This is a genomic window from Dysgonomonas sp., from assembly GCF_035323175.1.
Taxonomy (GTDB): Bacteria; Bacteroidota; Bacteroidia; order Bacteroidales; family Dysgonomonadaceae; genus Dysgonomonas.
In genome coordinates, this window is record NZ_DAOKYH010000008.1 from 134,004 (window position 1) to 152,881 (window position 18,878).

Annotated in this window: 16 protein-coding genes; 11 read left to right on the forward strand and 5 right to left on the reverse strand. The window is 35.7% G+C overall.

The window, feature by feature from the left end:
* Positions 1–105: 105 nt before the first annotated feature.
* On the reverse strand, positions 106–1,164 hold the full coding sequence (locus tag PKC55_RS11245) for a class I fructose-bisphosphate aldolase (RefSeq protein ID WP_283687317.1): 1,059 nt from the start codon (positions 1,162–1,164) through the stop codon (positions 106–108).
* A 244-nt stretch (positions 1,165–1,408) separates the two neighbouring features.
* Between PKC55_RS11245 and PKC55_RS11250 the strand changes: the two genes are divergently transcribed.
* Positions 1,409–3,142, forward strand: coding sequence for a phosphoenolpyruvate carboxykinase (locus PKC55_RS11250; protein WP_291128987.1), 1,734 nt, complete (start codon positions 1,409–1,411; stop codon positions 3,140–3,142).
* A gap of 81 nt (positions 3,143–3,223) precedes the next feature.
* Entirely contained in the window at positions 3,224–5,437 is a 2,214-nt protein-coding gene (locus PKC55_RS11255; RefSeq protein WP_291128989.1) for a glycoside hydrolase family 3 C-terminal domain-containing protein, read from the forward strand.
* 82 nt (positions 5,438–5,519) lie between these two features.
* Here PKC55_RS11255 and PKC55_RS11260 read toward each other — a convergent pair whose 3' ends face one another.
* On the reverse strand, positions 5,520–7,187 hold the full coding sequence (locus PKC55_RS11260) for a formate--tetrahydrofolate ligase (protein WP_291128991.1): 1,668 nt from the start codon (positions 7,185–7,187) through the stop codon (positions 5,520–5,522).
* Between the two features lie 499 nt (positions 7,188–7,686).
* Here PKC55_RS11260 and rho point away from each other — a divergent pair, with 499 nt between their 5' ends.
* Both rho and PKC55_RS11270 read left to right on the forward strand, forming a co-directional pair.
* Positions 7,687–9,528, forward strand: a complete 1,842-nt coding sequence (rho, locus tag PKC55_RS11265; protein ID WP_291128993.1) for a transcription termination factor Rho — start codon at positions 7,687–7,689, stop codon at positions 9,526–9,528.
* A 95-nt stretch (positions 9,529–9,623) separates the two neighbouring features.
* Entirely contained in the window at positions 9,624–10,556 is a 933-nt protein-coding gene (locus PKC55_RS11270) for a cation diffusion facilitator family transporter (RefSeq protein WP_291128996.1), read from the forward strand.
* 99 nt (positions 10,557–10,655) lie between these two features.
* On the opposite strand, the gene pfkA is transcribed toward PKC55_RS11270, so the two are convergent.
* The 3 genes from pfkA to cmk form a co-directional block, all read right to left on the reverse strand.
* On the reverse strand, positions 10,656–11,636 hold the full coding sequence (gene pfkA / locus PKC55_RS11275) for a 6-phosphofructokinase (RefSeq protein ID WP_252637317.1): 981 nt from the start codon (positions 11,634–11,636) through the stop codon (positions 10,656–10,658).
* 99 nt (positions 11,637–11,735) lie between these two features.
* Positions 11,736–12,611 (reverse strand): 4-hydroxy-3-methylbut-2-enyl diphosphate reductase, encoded by an 876-nt coding sequence (locus PKC55_RS11280; protein ID WP_006844467.1) that lies wholly within the window; start codon positions 12,609–12,611, stop codon positions 11,736–11,738.
* Entirely contained in the window at positions 12,612–13,304 is a 693-nt protein-coding gene (gene cmk / locus PKC55_RS11285; protein ID WP_291128998.1) for a (d)CMP kinase, read from the reverse strand.
* A 207-nt stretch (positions 13,305–13,511) separates the two neighbouring features.
* Between cmk and nusB the strand changes: the two genes are divergently transcribed.
* The 7 genes from nusB (at position 13,512) to PKC55_RS11320 (ending at position 18,875) form a co-directional block, all read left to right on the forward strand.
* The gene (nusB, locus tag PKC55_RS11290) at positions 13,512–14,438 is read left to right on the forward strand and encodes a transcription antitermination factor NusB (protein WP_135106419.1); all 927 of its coding nucleotides are present in this window, start codon (positions 13,512–13,514) and stop codon (positions 14,436–14,438) included.
* A gap of 119 nt (positions 14,439–14,557) precedes the next feature.
* Positions 14,558–14,896: a preprotein translocase subunit YajC gene (yajC, locus tag PKC55_RS11295; protein ID WP_006844470.1), complete on the forward strand. Its 339-nt coding sequence runs from the start codon at positions 14,558–14,560 to the stop codon at positions 14,894–14,896.
* Positions 14,897–14,930: 34 nt separating this feature from the next.
* Positions 14,931–15,917: a YbbR-like domain-containing protein gene (locus PKC55_RS11300; RefSeq protein WP_252637313.1), complete on the forward strand. Its 987-nt coding sequence runs from the start codon at positions 14,931–14,933 to the stop codon at positions 15,915–15,917.
* Positions 15,918–15,928: 11 nt separating this feature from the next.
* Positions 15,929–16,519 carry a dephospho-CoA kinase gene (gene coaE, locus PKC55_RS11305; RefSeq protein ID WP_291129001.1) on the forward strand — a complete coding sequence of 197 codons (591 nt, stop codon included), beginning with the start codon at positions 15,929–15,931 and terminating at the stop codon, positions 16,517–16,519.
* Positions 16,520–17,170: a carbonic anhydrase gene (locus PKC55_RS11310; RefSeq protein WP_283687331.1), complete on the forward strand. Its 651-nt coding sequence runs from the start codon at positions 16,520–16,522 to the stop codon at positions 17,168–17,170.
* A 19-nt stretch (positions 17,171–17,189) separates the two neighbouring features.
* Positions 17,190–18,086: a metal ABC transporter solute-binding protein, Zn/Mn family gene (locus PKC55_RS11315; RefSeq protein WP_291129003.1), complete on the forward strand. Its 897-nt coding sequence runs from the start codon at positions 17,190–17,192 to the stop codon at positions 18,084–18,086.
* 3 nt (positions 18,087–18,089) lie between these two features.
* Positions 18,090–18,875: a metal ABC transporter ATP-binding protein gene (locus tag PKC55_RS11320; RefSeq protein ID WP_291129005.1), complete on the forward strand. Its 786-nt coding sequence runs from the start codon at positions 18,090–18,092 to the stop codon at positions 18,873–18,875.
* The last annotated feature ends 3 nt before the right edge of the window (positions 18,876–18,878 follow it).

Sequence of the window (18,878 nt, forward strand, 5' to 3'; positions counted from 1 at the left end):
TAAGAATGGTCTTTATTTTTAATCTATTCTTCTAAAAAAGAAGCCCTGTGCTTTATATACACAAGGGCTGCTTAGCAACTATAATAAAAAACACTAGATTTTAGCTCACGCTAAAGTTATTTCTTTATCCAAGTATACATCTTGTATTGTATTTATCAATTCAATACCTTCTTTCATTGGACGCTGAAAAGCTTTACGACCACAAATTAAGCCCATACCCCCTGCTCGCTTATTAACTACTGCTGTATAGACTGCATCTTTAAGGTCTGACGCTCCATGCGATTCACCACCGGAGTTAATTAGACCAACGCGTCCCATGTAGCCATTTATAACTTGATAACGGCATAAATCGATAGGATGATCGCTAGACAATTCGGTATACATACGTTCGTCCCACTTCGCAAAGTTAATAGCTTTGAATCCACCGTTATTCGTTGGTAGTTTTTGCTTAACTATATCTGCTTTTATCGTAACTCCTATATGGTTAGCCTGAGAAGATAAATCTGCAGCACTGTGATAATCGACTCCATCTTTCTTGAAAGAGTTATTTCTAAGATAGCACCAAAGGATGGTTGCCATACCCAATTCGTGTGCATACTCAAAGGCTTTGGAAATATCTACTATTTGTCTGCGGCTTTCTTCCGAACCAAAGTATATTGTCGCGCCTACAGCTGTAGCTCCCATATTCCATGCTTCTTTTATAGTACCAAAAAGCACTTGGTCGTATGTATTGGGGTATGTTAGCAGTTCATTATGATTAATTTTTACCACAAACGGTATCTTATGCGCATATTTTCGGGCTACTGACCCTAATACCCCATAGGTAGAAGCCACAGCACTACATCCCGATTCTATAGCAAGTTTTACTATATTCTCTGAATCAAAATAAATAGGATTTGGAGCAAATGAAGCCCCTGCCGTATGTTCAATATCCTGATCTACCGGCAAAATAGACAAATAACCGGTATTAGCAAGCCTCCCATGACTAAATAGTCTTTGCAAACTGTTTAATGTAGGGATGTTACGATCCGAATCTATCCAAACATTATCTATCGCATTTGGACTTGGCGCATGTATAAGAGATTTGTCAACTGTCTTGCTTACATGCCCAAGAAGAAACTCACTTTGATCGCCTAAAATGTTTCTAATTTTTGAATTAGCCATAATATATAAGTTTTGTATTTAGATTATGAATAATCAATCATGTTACTTTATATAGAACAACCCGATTGAGATTATGTTTAAAAATGCGACACAGATGTATACCGTATCAAAAGATTATTTAACATACATAAACCATATCTACCTTATCATATTAACTAAAAACTTAAATTTAATCTTTATCTTTGTTTGTTTCGTATCAAGAAACACTCTCTTTTTGTATTAATTTAACCATATATAAAACATTATGCTACATGAATTTACGCTTTCCAGAGGAAGAGCAATGATCAATTTTACATTAAAATATTGCGACACAAAGCAAAAACTTCTTAATAGCTATGGTTTTCGACGAGTAGTTGATTCTTTTATAAAACAATTTCTTAAGAAAGAAGAGGTTGTGATTTTCGATTATTATATTGAACATTTTGGCTCAGAAGACAATCTTGTAGATGCTTTTATCGAAGTATTTAAACTGCTTACTGTATTTGAAATTGAAGAAGTTGTAGCTGTAGATAACAAGTATTCAAAATTCTTTGAAGATAAAGACTTATTTATAGAAGTTACAGAATTGCTTTTTGAATATTGGAAAAGACTTGAGAGATATACAATCGTAAGAAATAACAGGTTGGGTGAAGGCCTGCAAAATGTTCGTTTTATTCAGGCCAATGATATGTTTAACGATCTCATATTATCAACAGGTCGTAGAATACAAACAACAGTGGTAGGAAGGGAATCCCGTATTTTTCGTCAATCTATAGCCGGAGCTAATGCCGGTCTGACATTAAACGATGTAAACTGGAATTGTCCGATCGAATATAAAGGGTTAACATCAATACCTTTTATTAGTACAGTAGTATTCCATCCTCCATATATTTCTTATACTAAGAGAAATACACGTGATGGCATTTTCCAAGAGCATCAACAAAATCCGATTGAAAATCTTGTGTTAAACGAAGACGACTGGTTCGTATTTCCGGCTAAAGTGGGTAACATGCTAACCTTCGTTTATTTCCATAAAGATTTTATGGTACATGGTGTAGGGCTCTCTAATCTTTTTGAAATAGCGACAGAAAATGAATATATAGGAAAAAAACCAGATATGATCTACATATTCGGTTATCCTGATGGTCATGAAGAGAAACGTACCTTCTATTACAAAGATAAAAAGAATGATATATTGATTGGATATGCAAACTATTGCGACGATATAGATTATTTCGGATATATGAAGAAAATGCTTCTTACATTGCATAATGTGAAGCAAATTGAGAATGAAAGACTACCTATACACGGCGCTATGGTGAACATTGTTCTTCGTAATGGAAAAGAATCCAATATAATCATCATGGGTGATAGTGGTGCGGGTAAATCTGAAAGTCTTGAGGCTTTCAGAACTTTAAATGAAAACTATATCCGTCATATGCGTGTCATTTTTGATGATATGGGTTATCTTAAGAAAGAAGAAGATGGTACTATCAAAGCATATGGAACCGAGATTGGAGCCTTTGTAAGGGTAGATGATCTCGATCCGGCTTATGCCTTCGCTCAATTGGATAGAGGTGTTTATACCAATATGGATAGAGTAAATGCTCGTGTTACAATTCCGATATCGACATATGAAATTATATCCAGAGGATATCCGATAGATTATTTCCTATATGCCAATAATTACAATGAGGCCGAAAAGAAAATCCTCTTGTATAACGATTTGGATAAAGCTATTCCAATATTTGAAGATGGAGCACGTAAAGCAAAAGGAACGACAACAGAAAAAGGACTTGTAAAATCTTATTTTGCAAATCCATTTGGACCGGTTCAAGAACGAAAAGCGACCGAAAAGCTTGTACGCTCATATTTTAGTGATATGAAAAAAGCCGGAGTTAAAATCGGTGAAATACACACGTCTCTGGCAATTGAAGGTAAAGCAAAAGATGGCCCGCGTGAGGCAGCCGAAGAGCTTTTCTCTTTGATTAATGAATAATAAATTATATATTTACAAAGCCTCTCGACTCATTATCAGAGGCTTTGTGTATATTTTATAATTCAGAATCAAAAAGAAATCATGAAAAAACTGAAGTTAACGCTGATCCTTTCTATCTATGTTTTATCCTGTTTTTCACTGCTTGGACAAAATTACCCTTTCCAAAACACCAACCTCTCTATTGATGAACGAGTCAACGACTTAGTGTCAAAATTAACATTAGAAGAGAAGGTTGCCCAGATGTTAAATAATACACCTGCAATAGAGCGGCTCAATATTCCGGCATACAATTGGTGGAACGAATGTCTGCATGGAATAGGCAGAACAGATTATAAAGTAACAGTTTTTCCGCAGGCTATAGGTATGGCCGCAGCTTGGAATAAAGAGTTGATGAAAGAGGTTGCTTCTGCTATATCAGACGAAGGACGTGCAATATATAACGATGCCACATCAAAAGGCAATAGAGAAATATATTACGGATTAACATATTGGACTCCTAATATTAACATATTCAGAGATCCTCGTTGGGGACGTGGACAAGAGACTTATGGCGAAGACCCCTTCTTAACCGGAGTATTAGGAAAATCCTTTGTTGCCGGATTGCAAGGAGACGATACCAAATATCTAAAAGCTGCTGCTTGTGCCAAACATTATGCTGTACATAGCGGCCCCGAAAATACGCGTCATACATTCAATACATTTGTTACTGACTATGATTTATGGGATACTTACCTTCCTGCATTTCGGAATTTAGTAGTGGATGCAAAAGTTGCAGGAGTAATGTGTGCATACAATGCATATAATGGAGAACCTTGCTGTGGCAATAATTTTCTGATGCAAGAGATACTACGCGAGAAATGGAACTTCACGGGCTATGTAACATCGGATTGTGGTGCAATTGACGATTTCTATCAACATCACAAAACGCACCCTGATGCCAAATATGCAGCAGCTGATGCTGTATACAACGGAACGGATATAGATTGTGGTAACGAAGCTTATAAGGCTCTTGTAGATGCTGTAAAGACCGGTATAATTACAGAAAAGCAAATAGATATATCTCTTAAACGCTTGTTTACGATAAGATTCAGGCTAGGCATGTTTGATCCTGCCGAAAATGTTAAATACTCTCAGATATCGACATCTGTTCTTGAATCTCAGAAACATAAAGATTTAGCATTGAAAATAACAAGGGAATCTATTATACTTCTAAAAAATGAGAACAATACATTACCTCTAAGTAAAAAGCTAAAGAAAGTCGCAGTTGTAGGCCCTAACGCAAATAATGAAGTTTCTGTTTTGGGTAATTATAATGGTTTCCCAACGGAGATAGTAACGCCATACGAAGCTATAAAACAAAAATTGAAAGGGGCAGAAGTTATTTATGAAAAAGGAATAGACTTTGTTACTCCTTCAGCAAACAGTCAAGAAGAAGTTTCTGCATTATTAAAACGTCTTAAAGGTATAGATATAGTTATTTTTGTAGGTGGAATCACTCCCGAGTTAGAAGGAGAAGAAATGCCTGTTAAAATTGAAGGCTTTACCGGGGGTGACAGAACTTCTATCAAGCTACCTAAAATACAAACAGATTTTATGAAAGCTCTTGTTGCTGAAAAAATTCCTACAGTGTTTGTAATGATGACAGGTAGTGCAATTGCAACAGAATGGGAATCACAAAACATTCCAGCCATTATCAACGCATGGTATGGTGGCCAGGATGCAGGCACAGCTATTGCAGATGTACTATTTGGAGACTATAATCCTTCAGGAAAGCTTCCTGTTACATTCTATGCAAAAGATAGTGATTTGCCTGCCTTCAATTCATATGAAATGAAAAACAGGACATATAGATATTTCAACGGAGAAGTTTTGTATCCGTTTGGATATGGTTTGAGTTATACTAAATTTGAATATTCACCGATTCAAGTACCATCAACAATAGATACCGGAAACAATGCTAAAGTATCTGTCAGCATTAAGAACACAGGAAAAGTAGAAGGAGAAGAGGTCGTACAGCTCTATATATCTTACCCTGATACGAAAGGACAGAAACCTTTATATGCTTTAAAAGGCTTCAATAGGGTATCACTCAAAGCTGGAGAATCTAAAACTGTAGAATTCAACCTATCGCCAAGAGAGCTCGGTTTAGTAGATGATGCTGGCATATTAAAAGTTAGTGCGGGAAAAAGAAAGATATTCATTGGAGGAAGCTCTCCTACCCCAACCCATTCAGAAAAACTTCCACTCGTTGAGAAAGATTTTGATATAAAAGGAAGTGATTTTATTGTAGAATAAGTTTGATTAGATTGATTATAAAAAAAGCCTCTGAAGAAATATTCAGAGGCTTTTTTGTTTATTTTAAATCATGAAATACCTATCAACTAAGTCCTTCAATCATACCATTTACAATATCAATATGCTTTGCTTGCGGCTCTGCGGGTAACCCCGGCATGCGCATAATATCTCCGGCTATAGCGACAATAAATTCAGCACCATTGTTAATCACAATATCATTTATTGTAAATTCAAAATCTTTGGGAGTGCCGTATAGGCTGGCATCGTCAGAAAAAGAATATTGCGTTTTTGCGATACAAATCGGATAATGACTTATACCCATTTTCTTAATCGTATCGAGTTTTCTTTTAGCTTTATTACTAAATACGACAGAAGCTGCACCATATATTTTCTTTGCAACTTTATCTATCTTAGTGTCAATTGCATCTCCATCATCGTATGTAAAAGTTAAACTTCTGGAAGGATTTAAATCAATTTGCTCGACAACTTTCTTCGCTAATGCTATAGCACCTTCGCCACCTTTTACATAAGAATCATTCAAGGCAAATCCAACTCCCATTTTATCACAACATTTCTCTATCAATGAGATTTCTTCATCAGAGTCGAAACCATATCTATTCAAAGATACAAGAACGGTCTGTCCGAAAGATTTCATATTTTCGATATGCTTGTTCAAATTTTCAAAACCTTTCAGCAGCCCATCTATATTTTTCTTCTTAATATCTTCCAAAGCTACTCCCCCATGCATTTTCAATGCCTGAGTAGTGATCACTATTATTGTAAGCTTAGGTGTTATACCTGCCTTACGACATTTAATATTAAAGAACTTTTCAGCACCCAGATCTGCACCAAATCCGGCTTCAGTTATTACATAATCAGCATGAGACATTGCCATTTTGGTGGCAATTACAGAGTTGCAACCATGAGCTATATTTGCAAAAGGGCCACCGTGTATAATTGCCGCAGAATGTTCTGTAGTTTGTACCAAATTCGGATTTATCGCATTTTTCAATAAAACAGCAATAGCACCTGAAACACCAAGATCATTAACTGTAAAAGCATTATTTTCCACAGTATATCCCAGAATGATGTTTCCTATTCTTCGCTTTAAATCGTCAATATCTTTCGATAAACATAGAATAGCCATTATTTCTGAAGCCGGAGTAATTTCAAATCCGGACTCAGTGGGGATACCATTTGTTGTTCCATTCAATCCAGTGACGATATATCTTAAGCTCCTATCATTTACATCCAGTACCCTCTTCCATGTTATTTCCTTCAAAAAACCTTTTGTGCCCTTACTTCTATACAAATAGTTATCAAGTAAAGCGGTTATCATATTATGTGCAGATGTTATTGCATGAAAATCGCCTGTAAAATGCAGATTAATATCTTCCATAGGCAAAACCTGAGCATGACCTCCTCCGGTAGCACCTCCTTTCATTCCAAAGCAAGGTCCTAATGATGGCTCTCTTAATGCAACAACTGTTTTTTTACCTATTTTGTTTAAACCCAAAGCTAATCCAATAGAAGTTGTTGTTTTCCCTATTCCTGCTTTAGTGGGGGTTATAGCTGTAACTAATATGAGGTTACTATTAGCCACCTTCTGATCATTGATTAGAGATACAGGTATTTTGGCTATATATTTACCATAATTATATAGTTGATCTTGAGATATTCCCAGCTTCTTGGCTATAATATTTATATTTTCTAACTCTATATTTCTTGCAATCTCAATATCTGTAATCATGTTATTATTGGGTTTAATGATATTAATAATTTTACGGGGAGCAAAGATAAATCTTTAAATTAAAGAATCAATAAAGATTTTTCAACACTGTAGTCCCTAATTAACACCCGTCCTCACATATATGTTCATATTCCACTATTTAGAACCAGTTTATATGTCTTTATTATGAAGGAAATAGAAAAAACAATAACAGAATAGATGTTGTAAAATAGATTTCTTTTATTATCTTTGCACAGGTTTATTGCAAATCTATCTTTGTCTAGCAAAAAAAAAATAAAATAATTATTTTCTCTTGTAAACAAAAAAGATTAGGGGTTGAATATCATCCCGACAGATAGCCAGCCAACAAACTAACTATTTAAATCTTAGATAATAACCTTAAATTATTATCTCCCTAAAGTTAAGTTCCATTAAAGTTATTATTATAAAGTTTTACAGAAAAGGCTTTACTCTAATTTATTAAAAATTCTCAAAAATCAATATTTTAATATAGATATACATGCGTATATACAACATTCTTGAGCTTAACGAGAAGCTCACTATCGAACTTAGAACCATCGCAAAAGAGCTTGGGATACGACGTCCTGATGCTTATAAGAAAGATGAGTTAATCTATAAAATTCTTGATGAACAAGCTATCTTAGAAGCAAAAAACAAAAACTCTGAGAGCTATCAAAGCGAAGATCGGATAGAACAACAACAAAGAAAATCCCAGTCTGCAGCTAAGAACAAACAAGAAAGACCCAAGAACCAACCGCAAGCGAAAAAAACAGAAAAACAAGACTCTAAACCTGCTGATGCCTCCCCTAAAAAAGAAGAGCCAAAACCTCAGGTAAAAGTAACACCTAAAGAGGCTCCTGTTGTGGAAAAGAAAAATGAACCGAAAGTAGTCATTGAAGAAAAAGAAAAGGCCCCACAAAAAGAGGTGGTAAAGAAAGTGGAAGAAAAAGAGAAGGAAGCTAAGCCTGTCAGCAATGTAAAACAACAGCCAACAGCTGTAAAGCCGACTCAACTGGTTTTTCGCTCTAACAAAGTAAGAGAAGCTCAACCAGAAGAACCTGTTCCGGGATTACCACTTCTATCTCCATTAGAAGTTGATGCAGAGGTTCCGGCTGTAGAAATTATTACTGAAGTACCAGCTAAAACAAATAAACCGGCACAGCAACAAAACAATCAACAAAATCAAAAACAAAATAATCAGAATCAGGAAAAATCTTTTGATTTTGAAGGAATATTATCAGCTACAGGTGTTTTAGAGATTATGTCGGAAGGCTACGGATTCCTTCGTTCATCCGATTATAATTATATGTCGTCTCCTGATGATATATATATATCCCAATCTCAAATACGCCTATTCGGCTTAAAAACCGGGGATATTGTGGAAGGACCAATACGTCCACCGAAAGAGTCTGAAAAATTCTTCCCTTTAGTTAAGGTAGATAGAATCAATGGACGCACACCGGATGAAGTACGTGACCGCGTTCCGTTTGATCATTTGAAGCCGCTATTTCCAGATGAGAAATTTAAACTAACAAAAGGACGTAATGACAATCTATCATGCCGTGTTGTAGATCTATTCTCTCCGATTGGTAAAGGACAGCGTGGTTTGATTGTTGCTCAACCGAAGACCGGTAAAACAACATTGCTAAAAGATATAGCAAATGCGATTGCAGATAACCATCCTGAGGTGTACATGATCGTTCTTCTGATCGATGAACGCCCTGAGGAGGTTACCGATATGGAACGTAGTGTAAATGCTGAAGTTATAGCATCTACATTTGACGAACCGGCAGATCGCCATGTGAAGATTGCCGAAATAGTATTGAATAAAGCAAAACGTATGGTAGAGTGCGGACACGACGTAGTTATCCTATTGGATTCCATCACTCGTCTAGCTCGTGCATACAATACTGTACAACCGGCTTCAGGAAAAGTATTAACCGGAGGGGTTGACGCAAATGCATTACATAAACCAAAACGCTTCTTCGGAGCAGCGCGTAATATCGAAAATGGAGGATCTCTAACAATCATTGCAACAGCATTGACTGAGACCGGCTCTAAAATGGATGATGTTATCTTTGAAGAGTTTAAAGGTACAGGTAATATGGAGCTTCAGCTCGATCGTAAATTGTCGAACAAGCGTATATTCCCTGCAGTGGATATTATTGCGTCAAGTACTCGTAGAGATGACTTGTTACTCAGCAACGATACACTAAGCAGAATGTGGGTTCTTCGTAACTTCTTATCTGACATGAACTCTGTAGAAGCAATGCAGTTCCTTGACGGAAGATTAAGAAAAACAATAAATAATGAAGAATTCCTTATCTCAATGAATGACTAGGTAAGAAGAATTATAATTCTAGATAACAGAAGCAAGGGAAAAAAAAGTAACTTTACCCTTGCTTTTTTATTTTAAATAATTCTAAATAAGAACGTATGAAACACGATCATAATCATAACAACCACGAACATTCACATAGCGGGCATAGCCATGCACACAATGCCAATAAGAAGGCTTTAACGATTAGCTTCTTCCTGATAGCCGGATTTATGTTTGTTGAATTCATCGGAGGGTATTTAACGAATAGCTTAGCTTTAATATCTGATGCTGGGCATATGTTAAGTGATGCTGTTGCACTAGGATTAAGTTTAAGTGCTCTTATTTTCGGCTCCAGAGCAGCAACCCCATCCAAAACGTATGGATATAAACGCTTTGAAATCCTAGCTGCGTTATTAAATGGCATTGTACTTGTCCTGATTTCTGTTTTTATATTCAAAGAAGCGATACATCGTCTTTCAGAGCCTCCTCATGTGATAGGCCCAGGTATGATGGTCATATCAGTCATTGGGCTTATTATTAATATTATTGTCGCATATATTCTGCATTCACAAGGCTCGACCAAAGAAAACTTAAATATAAGAAGTGCTTTTCTGCACGTTATAGGCGATTTGTTAGGTTCTGTTGGGGCTATAGCTGCAGCAATACTCATCATGTTGTTTGGCTGGTATATAGCCGACCCAATAGCAAGTATGATTGTTTCACTCCTAGTTCTTTATAGTGGATGGCACGTCCTTAAAGAATCTGTTAACATATTGATGGAAGCTAAACCATCAGAGATAGACTCTGATGAAGTTGTAAATGCGTTGAAGTCAATAGAAGGCATAGAAGATATACATGACTTACATATATGGATGATAACGTCCGAATTTTCGGTATTAACAGTTCACCTAATAGTAAAACCAAATGTTGATCGTGACCTAATCCTAGAGAAGGCTAAGCGCTCTATTCATGAAAAATTTGGAATTAAGCATGCCACAATTCAGCTAGAAGGAAAGAATATTTGTTTGTCTGAAGACTCTTGTAATTAAAGTTTTTTTCAAAGGGAAATAATCAAACAAAAAAAAACGATAAAATCATTATCCGATTTCGTCGTTTTTTATTTAGTATCTATATATTTTATTCTATTCTTAAATTGAAAGAACCTTCAATGTTTCTACTAAATCCGGCTGAATTGGTTTATTCTTTTTGATTGCTTTGGAAAATGGAACATATACAATCACATCATTCTGAATACCAATCATTACATTACGTTGACCATCAAGCAGAGCATCAATTGCGGAAGCACCCATTCGGCTAGCAAGTATACGGTCGTTTGCAGTAGGAGAACCTCCACGTTGTACATGCCCAAGAATAGTTACTCGTACATCGTACTGAGGAAATTCTTTTTTTACACGCTCGGCCATTGCCATTGCACCACCGGTGATATCACCCTCTGTTACAAGAACAAGGCTACTATTTTTACTTTTACGAAATCCATTAGATATCAAATCCGCCAATTGGTCTTGTTGCATTGATCTCTCAGGGATAATAGCAGCTTCTGCTCCGGAGGCAATCGCTCCATTAAGTGCAAGAATACCGCATTCACGCCCCATCACTTCAATAAAAAATAAACGTTCGTGAGAGCTGGCTGTATCGCGAATTTTATCTACAGCTTGCATGATTGTATTCAACGCTGTATCATAACCAATCGTTAAATCTGTTCCTTGCAAGTCATTATCGATAGTTCCCGGTAGACCAACTATAGGAAAATTATATTCTTGTGCAAAAATACGGGCTCCGGTAAGTGAACCATCTCCACCTATAACAACCAAAGCATCAATATTCTCACGTTGAAGTGTTTCGTATGCTGTCTGACGACCTTCTGTCGTTTCAAACTCTTTACAACGAGCTGTTTTAAGAATTGTACCTCCTTGCTGTATAATATTACTTACACTATTTGTTTTGAATGGTATAATTTCATCAAATACCAATCCCTTATAACCACGCATAACACCTTTAACTTCTATTCCGTTATAGATAGCTGAACGAGTTACTGCACGAATAGCTGCATTCATACCCGGAGCATCGCCTCCGGAAGTAAGGATACCAATACACTTAATGTTAGCCATAATGTTATTTATATTTATTCTTAAAGTCCCTTTTTCAAAATGAATTACAAAAATAAGAATAAATTTACTGATAAGGCTAATCTCAATATGTCAATTTGGTTAAATTAACACCGATCTTATTTCCTCTATTTTTGCTTCTACTTCTTCCATTTGCCATTTCGGAGTAGAAGTTGCACCACAAATACCTATTGAGGCTGTTTTGCTTACTAAATCAGGGTTTATATCTGATGGTGTAGTGATAAAATACGAGTTGGGATTATATTTTTTACACTCAGCAAATAAGACTTTTCCATTCGAACTCTTCTCTCCTGCCACAAAGAATATGATGTCATTATTCAGAGCAAATTCTTTGATGTTAGGAATACGGTTTGATACTTGACGACAAATAGTATCAAAAAATTCAAATTTAGCATCTCCCGTCATTCTGCCTTGAATAATATCAATTATCTCTTGAAATCCATCCAGCGGTTTTGTTGTCTGAGAGAATAAACAAATATTTTTAGAAAAATCGAGTTTTTCGAGATCTTCTTTCTTCTCAATAACAATAGCACTCGATTCAGTTTGTCCGAGTAGCCCATTCACTTCGGCATGACCGTTTTTACCATAAATAACAATTTGTGTATTGTTATCTCTTTCACTGTCATATTTGTCGTGTATCTTTTTCTGAAGACGTAAAACAACAGGACATGAGGCATCTATGATCTCGATATTGTTTTCTTTCGCCGTTTGATAGGTTGAAGGTGGCTCGCCATGAGCCCTAAGTAAAACTCTTGCATTTTTCAGTTTTGCAAACTCTTCATGATTTATAGTCTTCATTCCAAGTTTTTCCAACCTGTCTACTTCTAGGTTATTGTGCACGATATCACCTAAACAATAAAGCATGCCTCCTTTGGCCAATTCTTCTTCTGCTTTCTTTATGGCATTAACTACCCCAAAGCAAAAACCTGACTTAGCATCTATTTCTATATTACTCATTTAATTTGTAGTTATTTGTTTGAACTTTTGTACCAACCATTGCATCTGATCGTCAATGGTCATATATGAATTATCCAGAAGAATGGCGTCATCCGCTTGGATTAAAGGGCTTTCTGCCCGCGTCTGATCCATATGATCTCTGGTTCTTAAATTTTCCAGCACTTCTTCGTATGTCGTTTTCGTATCACCCTTCGACTGCAATTCATCAAAGCGTCTCTGTGCTCTAATTTCAGCTTTTGCAGTCACAAAAACTTTCATCTCGGCATCAGGAAAAACAACAGTTCCTATATCTCTCCCATCCATTACAATTCCTTTCGCCTTACCCATTTCTTGTTGGAGAGCCACCATTGCATGGCGTACAAAAGGAATTGCACTAACAATACTCACTTTAGACGATACTTCCATACTGCGTATCAGACCTTCAACATTCTGTCCATTCAGATATGTCTCAGGAGTTCCTGTATCTTTATTTAAGTGAAACTGTATCTTTATATTTTCTATTTCGTTACGCAATTTTTCTTCATCCAGCGTTTCGCCATTAAAGAGGTTATGTTCTATGCAATATAGCGTTACAGCCCTATACATGGCTCCACTATCTATATAGATATACCCTATCTCCCTTGCCAAACTTTTGGCCATAGTACTCTTACCATTCGATGAAAACCCATCTATTGCGATAACTATTTTTTTCATTACTTACTTCTATTAAACATCTAAGCGATATAAATGTTTATGTTGATTGGTTATAAATTATATTCCTAATAAAGACAGGGCAAAGATAATTCTAATTTTTCATTATAAATCCTCCTTCGTTTTATAACGAGAAAGATGTTGGCGAAAAAAACTATTGTATTACAAAAAAATGTGTACTTTTGCAGCCTGAAACATTTTTATATATAAATGATAAATCGCGTTCTTATTCGTATCAGGGTTGTTCAAATACTGTTCTCATGCAGTCATAGTGAAACCACAGATTTGAGAAAGGCAGAAAGTGAGTTAATGCTTAGCCTACAAAAATCATATGATTTGTACTTTTATCTGTTATCGTTGATGGTAGAGTTGACTAATACTTATGCTCAGAGAGTAGATAGTCGCAAATCGAAGCTATTGCCCACTAAAGAGGATATGAGTCCAAACACAAAGTTGTTGAATAATAAATTCATATCTCAACTCAGTCAAAACACAGAACTGATAAAATACCTGAACGATAGGCCTTTCTCATGGGCAGAACATGATGCTTTTATCCGCAACCTATTGGATAATATCTTAAACTCTGACATATATAAAGAATATACAGAAAATCAATCTCAAGAATATACTGACGATCGTGAGTTTTGGCGTAAAGTTTTCAAGCAAATTATATGCACGACTGAAGATTTGTATTCTATCCTTGAGGATGAAAGTCTTTACTGGAACGACGATATCGAAATTATCCAATCTTTTGTTTTAAAAACAATTAAACGCTTTGAAGAAAACAAAGGAACAGAACAAGAGTTGCTTCCTATGTTTAAAGATGAAACGGATAAAGAGTTTGCAGTAAAATTATTGAGAGAGTCCTTATTCAACGGAAAAGAATATAAAGAGCTGATTGATAAATACACTAAGAATTGGGAGTCGGAACGTATTGCTCTTATGGATATGGTTATAATGCAGATTGCAATAGCCGAAATCATCGAATTCTCATCTATCCCGATTAGTGTTTCTTTAAATGAATATATCGATATAGCGAAGTCATATAGTACTATAAAAAGTGCTTCTTTTATAAATGGAATTTTGGATGCAATTGTAAAAGAGCTGAAAGAAGAAAAAAAGATAATTAAGAAATAATAGCATTTATCATATTTTCGCATAAAGCCTATTTCAAAATATTCACTTATATTTGTAAAAACTTATTCAAAAAAAGTAACTGAAGTAAGAATAATATAAATCAATATTAAAGAACAATTATGACTTTATTAAATGTATTGTTACAAGCTGCAGATGGTGGAGCTTCTCCTGCTGGAGGTTTATTAGGCGGAAGTACCGGCATGATTATAATGATGGTACTGCTCTTCGGAATTATGTACTTCTTTATGATCAGACCACAGCAGAAGAAACAAAAAGCTCTACAAGAAGCAAGAAACGCCATTAAGGTAGGTGACAAAGTGGTTACAGCCGGAGGTGTTCACGGAAAAGTGAAAGAAGTGGGTGATACATATTTTATTCTTGAAATAGCAGAGGGAGTAAAAATTAAGATTGAAAAATCTTCTGTATATGTTTCAGCCGAAGATACTAAGAAACAATAATTTTTTTATTACGGTAAATATCCGGGTATAGCTTATGAGCGATACTTACGATAAGGAAATATTTGCACAAAAGGTCAAAGCTTTTTTCAAGACAATTCGATGGAAAAAGATTTTGACCTTCATGTTTTTTGTGCTTTTATCTTTTATTTTCTGGATGATGCAAGTGTATCGCCAAAAATACGAGGCCACCCTTGCTATACCTGTTAAATACATAAATGAGCCGGATAGTATAGTTTTTGAGAATGAACTGCCAACTACGGTTTATGCCCGAATCAAAGATGATGGTGCTACCCTATTCCGATATTACCTGACTAGACGCAAAGACTCACTAGTGGTTGATGTCAGAGAGGTTATAAAGAATTCACCGGACAAGGTTATCCAAGGACGTAATTTTGAGCAATTAATCCGTTCAAAGCTTTTTGTCACATCCGAACTAATTAGCTACTCCCCTACTCGGGTATCATATTCATACGCATTATTACGAAGCAAGAAGTTACCTGTTATTTTTAACGGAAGCGTAAGTCTCGATGCCGGTTATATGCTCGACGGAGACTTGATAACCCAACCGGACTCTGTTATGGTATACGGCAGTAAAGCTTCATTAGATACCATTTTCTTTGCTTATACGGAATCGGATACATTAAGGAATATCAAATCGGCAAAGAAGGTAAAAATAAAGATGAAGCCTATACTAGGAGTCAAATATGTTCCGAGTGAAGTAGAATTGAATATTCCAATCGATGAGTTTATAAAAAAGGAAGTTGAAGTACCTATTACCTGTATCAATTTACCAAGCAACTTAGAAATAAAACTATTTCCGTCTGCTGTCAAAATTGAATTTTTTGTAGGCAAGAGAAGACCTGATAATATAACCAGTAGTAACTTCGAAGTTACTATAGACTACAACGATATAAAAGAGCTGAAAGATGCAACTATACCTGTACGTATAACCGATAGTCCTGATTATATACGCACAATGACACCTGTACCTTCAGAGGTAGAGTTTGTACTCGAACAATAATAACAATTATTATGATCAAACTAGGTATAACCGGTGGTATAGGCAGTGGAAAATCAACTGTCTCTCAGATATTTTCACTTAGTGGTGTGCCTGTCTACATTGCTGATATAGAAAGTAAAAGGTTAGTTGCCACATCTCCTACAATTCGAAAAAAACTAATCAATCTATTTGGTGAAGAACTATATAGTGGTGGAGTACTAAATAAACCATTGCTTGCTTCTCATATTTTTAATGATAAGAAAAAACTGGAAACAGTAAATGCAATTATTCATCCCGAAGTAGAACGTGATTTTATTGAATGGGTTAAAAATCATGCACAATGTGACATTGTAGCGCATGAAGCTGCTATACTCTTTGAATCTGGATTTAACAGAATGATGGATAAGGTGTTAATGGTATATACACCTTTAGACATAAGAATCGAGCGAACAATACTAAGAGACAACCTCCCTAAAGAAAAGGTGATGGAACGCATACAAAATCAGATGTCGGATGAAGAAAAAGCTAAACTTTCTGACTTTGTAATTGTTAATGATAACACAAAATCATTGATCGAACAGGTAACGAATATAATAAAAGAACTTAAAACCTCAGAAAACTAGATGCAAATACAAGAATCATATCAGAAAATTTTTGCAGAAAACAAAAAGTGGGTTGAGAATAAGAACAAAGAAAATCCGGATTTCTTTACCCATCTTGTAAAAGAGCAAAACCCTGACTATTTATATATAGGATGTTCGGATAGTCGTGTACATGCAAATGAAATAATGGGATTGCAACCGGGAGAAGTATTCGTTCATCGCAATATAGCCAATATGGTTGTAAACAATGATCTGAATGTATTGTCTGTTATTAACTATGCTGTAGAATATTTGAATGTAAAGTATATAATTGTTTGCGGCCACTATAATTGCGGCGGAATAAAAGCAGCTATGCAACCGAGAGATTTAGGTATTCTGAATCCATGGTTGAGAAATGTGCGAGATGTATATCGTTTACACGAAAAAGAGCTAGATGCTATTCCTGATATGAAAGACCGCTACAATCGCTTGGTGGAACTTAATGTCTACGAACAGTGTCTGAATGTTATAAAAACAGCAGAAGTGCAAAAATCATATCTGGAATCGGGGTATCCTCGTGTAGCGGGTTGGGTGTATGATCTTAACGATGGTACTTTGATAGACCTGAACATTGACTTCAAGAAAGAACTTGATCATATTCGTAAAATATACGACCTAACGAAGGAAAAGTAAAATAAGACTATATTAAATAATGAAACATAGACATACATATATAGCTTTATGTTTGGGAATACTTACACTTGCTTTATTACAAGGTTGTAAACCTTCAACAAAAGCTGAAGACTCTAAAATGCTGATGGTAACGATAGAACCGCAGAAGTATTTTTTAGAGGCTCTTGTCGGCAATCACTTTAAAGTAGAATGCATTATTTCTCCCGGAATGAATCCGGAAAGTGCAGACTTTACTCCTTCACAGATGATGAATCTTGACAAAAGTACAGCTTATTTCAAGGTGGGTTATCTTGGTATAGAGAACTCTCTGATAAATAAATTTGCGGCAAGTAATCCTACGTTTAAAGTAATTGATTGTTCGGATGGCATAGAATCAACATGTGAAGACCACAATCATCACGAAGGGCATGATCATAGTCATCATGGACATGTAGGAGGAGATCCACATACATGGAGTTCTGTCGTTTCTGCTAAAATCATTGCAGAAAACATGTACAAAGGGCTTATTGAAATAGACAGAGTAAATGAAGCTGATTACAAAGCAAATTACGATAAACTTCTCTCTGAAATAGACAAGACCGATAGTATAATAAAATCGTATCTAGAAAAAGCACCAAGCAAAGCTTTTATCATTTACCACCCAGCGCTTAGCTATTTTGCTCAAGAATATGAGCTGACACAGTATTCCATTGAGCATGAAGGAAAGAACCCTTCTCCGGCTCAATTGAAAGAACTGATAGACAAAGCAAAAGCTGAAGGTATAAAAGTTATCTTTATTCAAAAAGAATTTGACACAAAGAATGCTGAAACAGTAGCCGAAGCTATTGGCGGAAAAGCTATACCTATCAATCTGCTGTCTTATAATTGGAGTGAAGAAATGATTAAAATAGCTAGAGCTATGGCTTTAGAAGACTAATTGATGAGTAAAATTCTTGAGATAAAAGATCTTTCTGTAGGATACGACGGCAATCCTTATGTATTGAATAATGTCAATCTGGACGTTACCAAGAATGATTTTCTTGGTATTATCGGCCCAAACGGAGGGGGTAAAACAACTCTTCTGAAAACACTCATGGGGTTGGTCAAACCGACTTCGGGTAAAATATCTTTTTACAGGAATAATATAAAGGTTGATAAAATAAACATCGGTTATTTACCTCAGATAAATCAGATTGATAAAAAATTTCCAATATCTGTATATGATGTTATCTTGTCTGGATTAACCGTAAAAAAAGGGCTTTTCTCTTCTTATACAAAGGAACAAAAAGAAAAGGTGAGCGTAATTGCCGAAAAAATGGGGTTGGAACAGCTTATACACCGTTCAATAGGTGCGTTATCAGGTGGACAGTTGCAGCGTACATTACTAGGAAGGGCAATTATCGATGACCCCGATTTGTTAGTTCTTGATGAGCCGAATTCCTATGTGGATAAACGTTTTGAAAGTAATTTCTACAAATTGCTCGAAGAGATAAATCTGGATACGGCTATCATACTGGTATCTCATGATGTTGGAACCGTTATTTCACTCGTGAAGAATATAGCATGCGTAAACGAAGGACTACATTATCATTCAGGTACGAACATTTCGACCGACTGGCTTGAAAAATCATACAACTCGTGCCCTATTGAAATAATTGGACATGGAGATTTTCCTCACAGAGTTTTAGAGAAACATGAGGGTTGTGACTGTTGCAAAGAAGATTAGCAA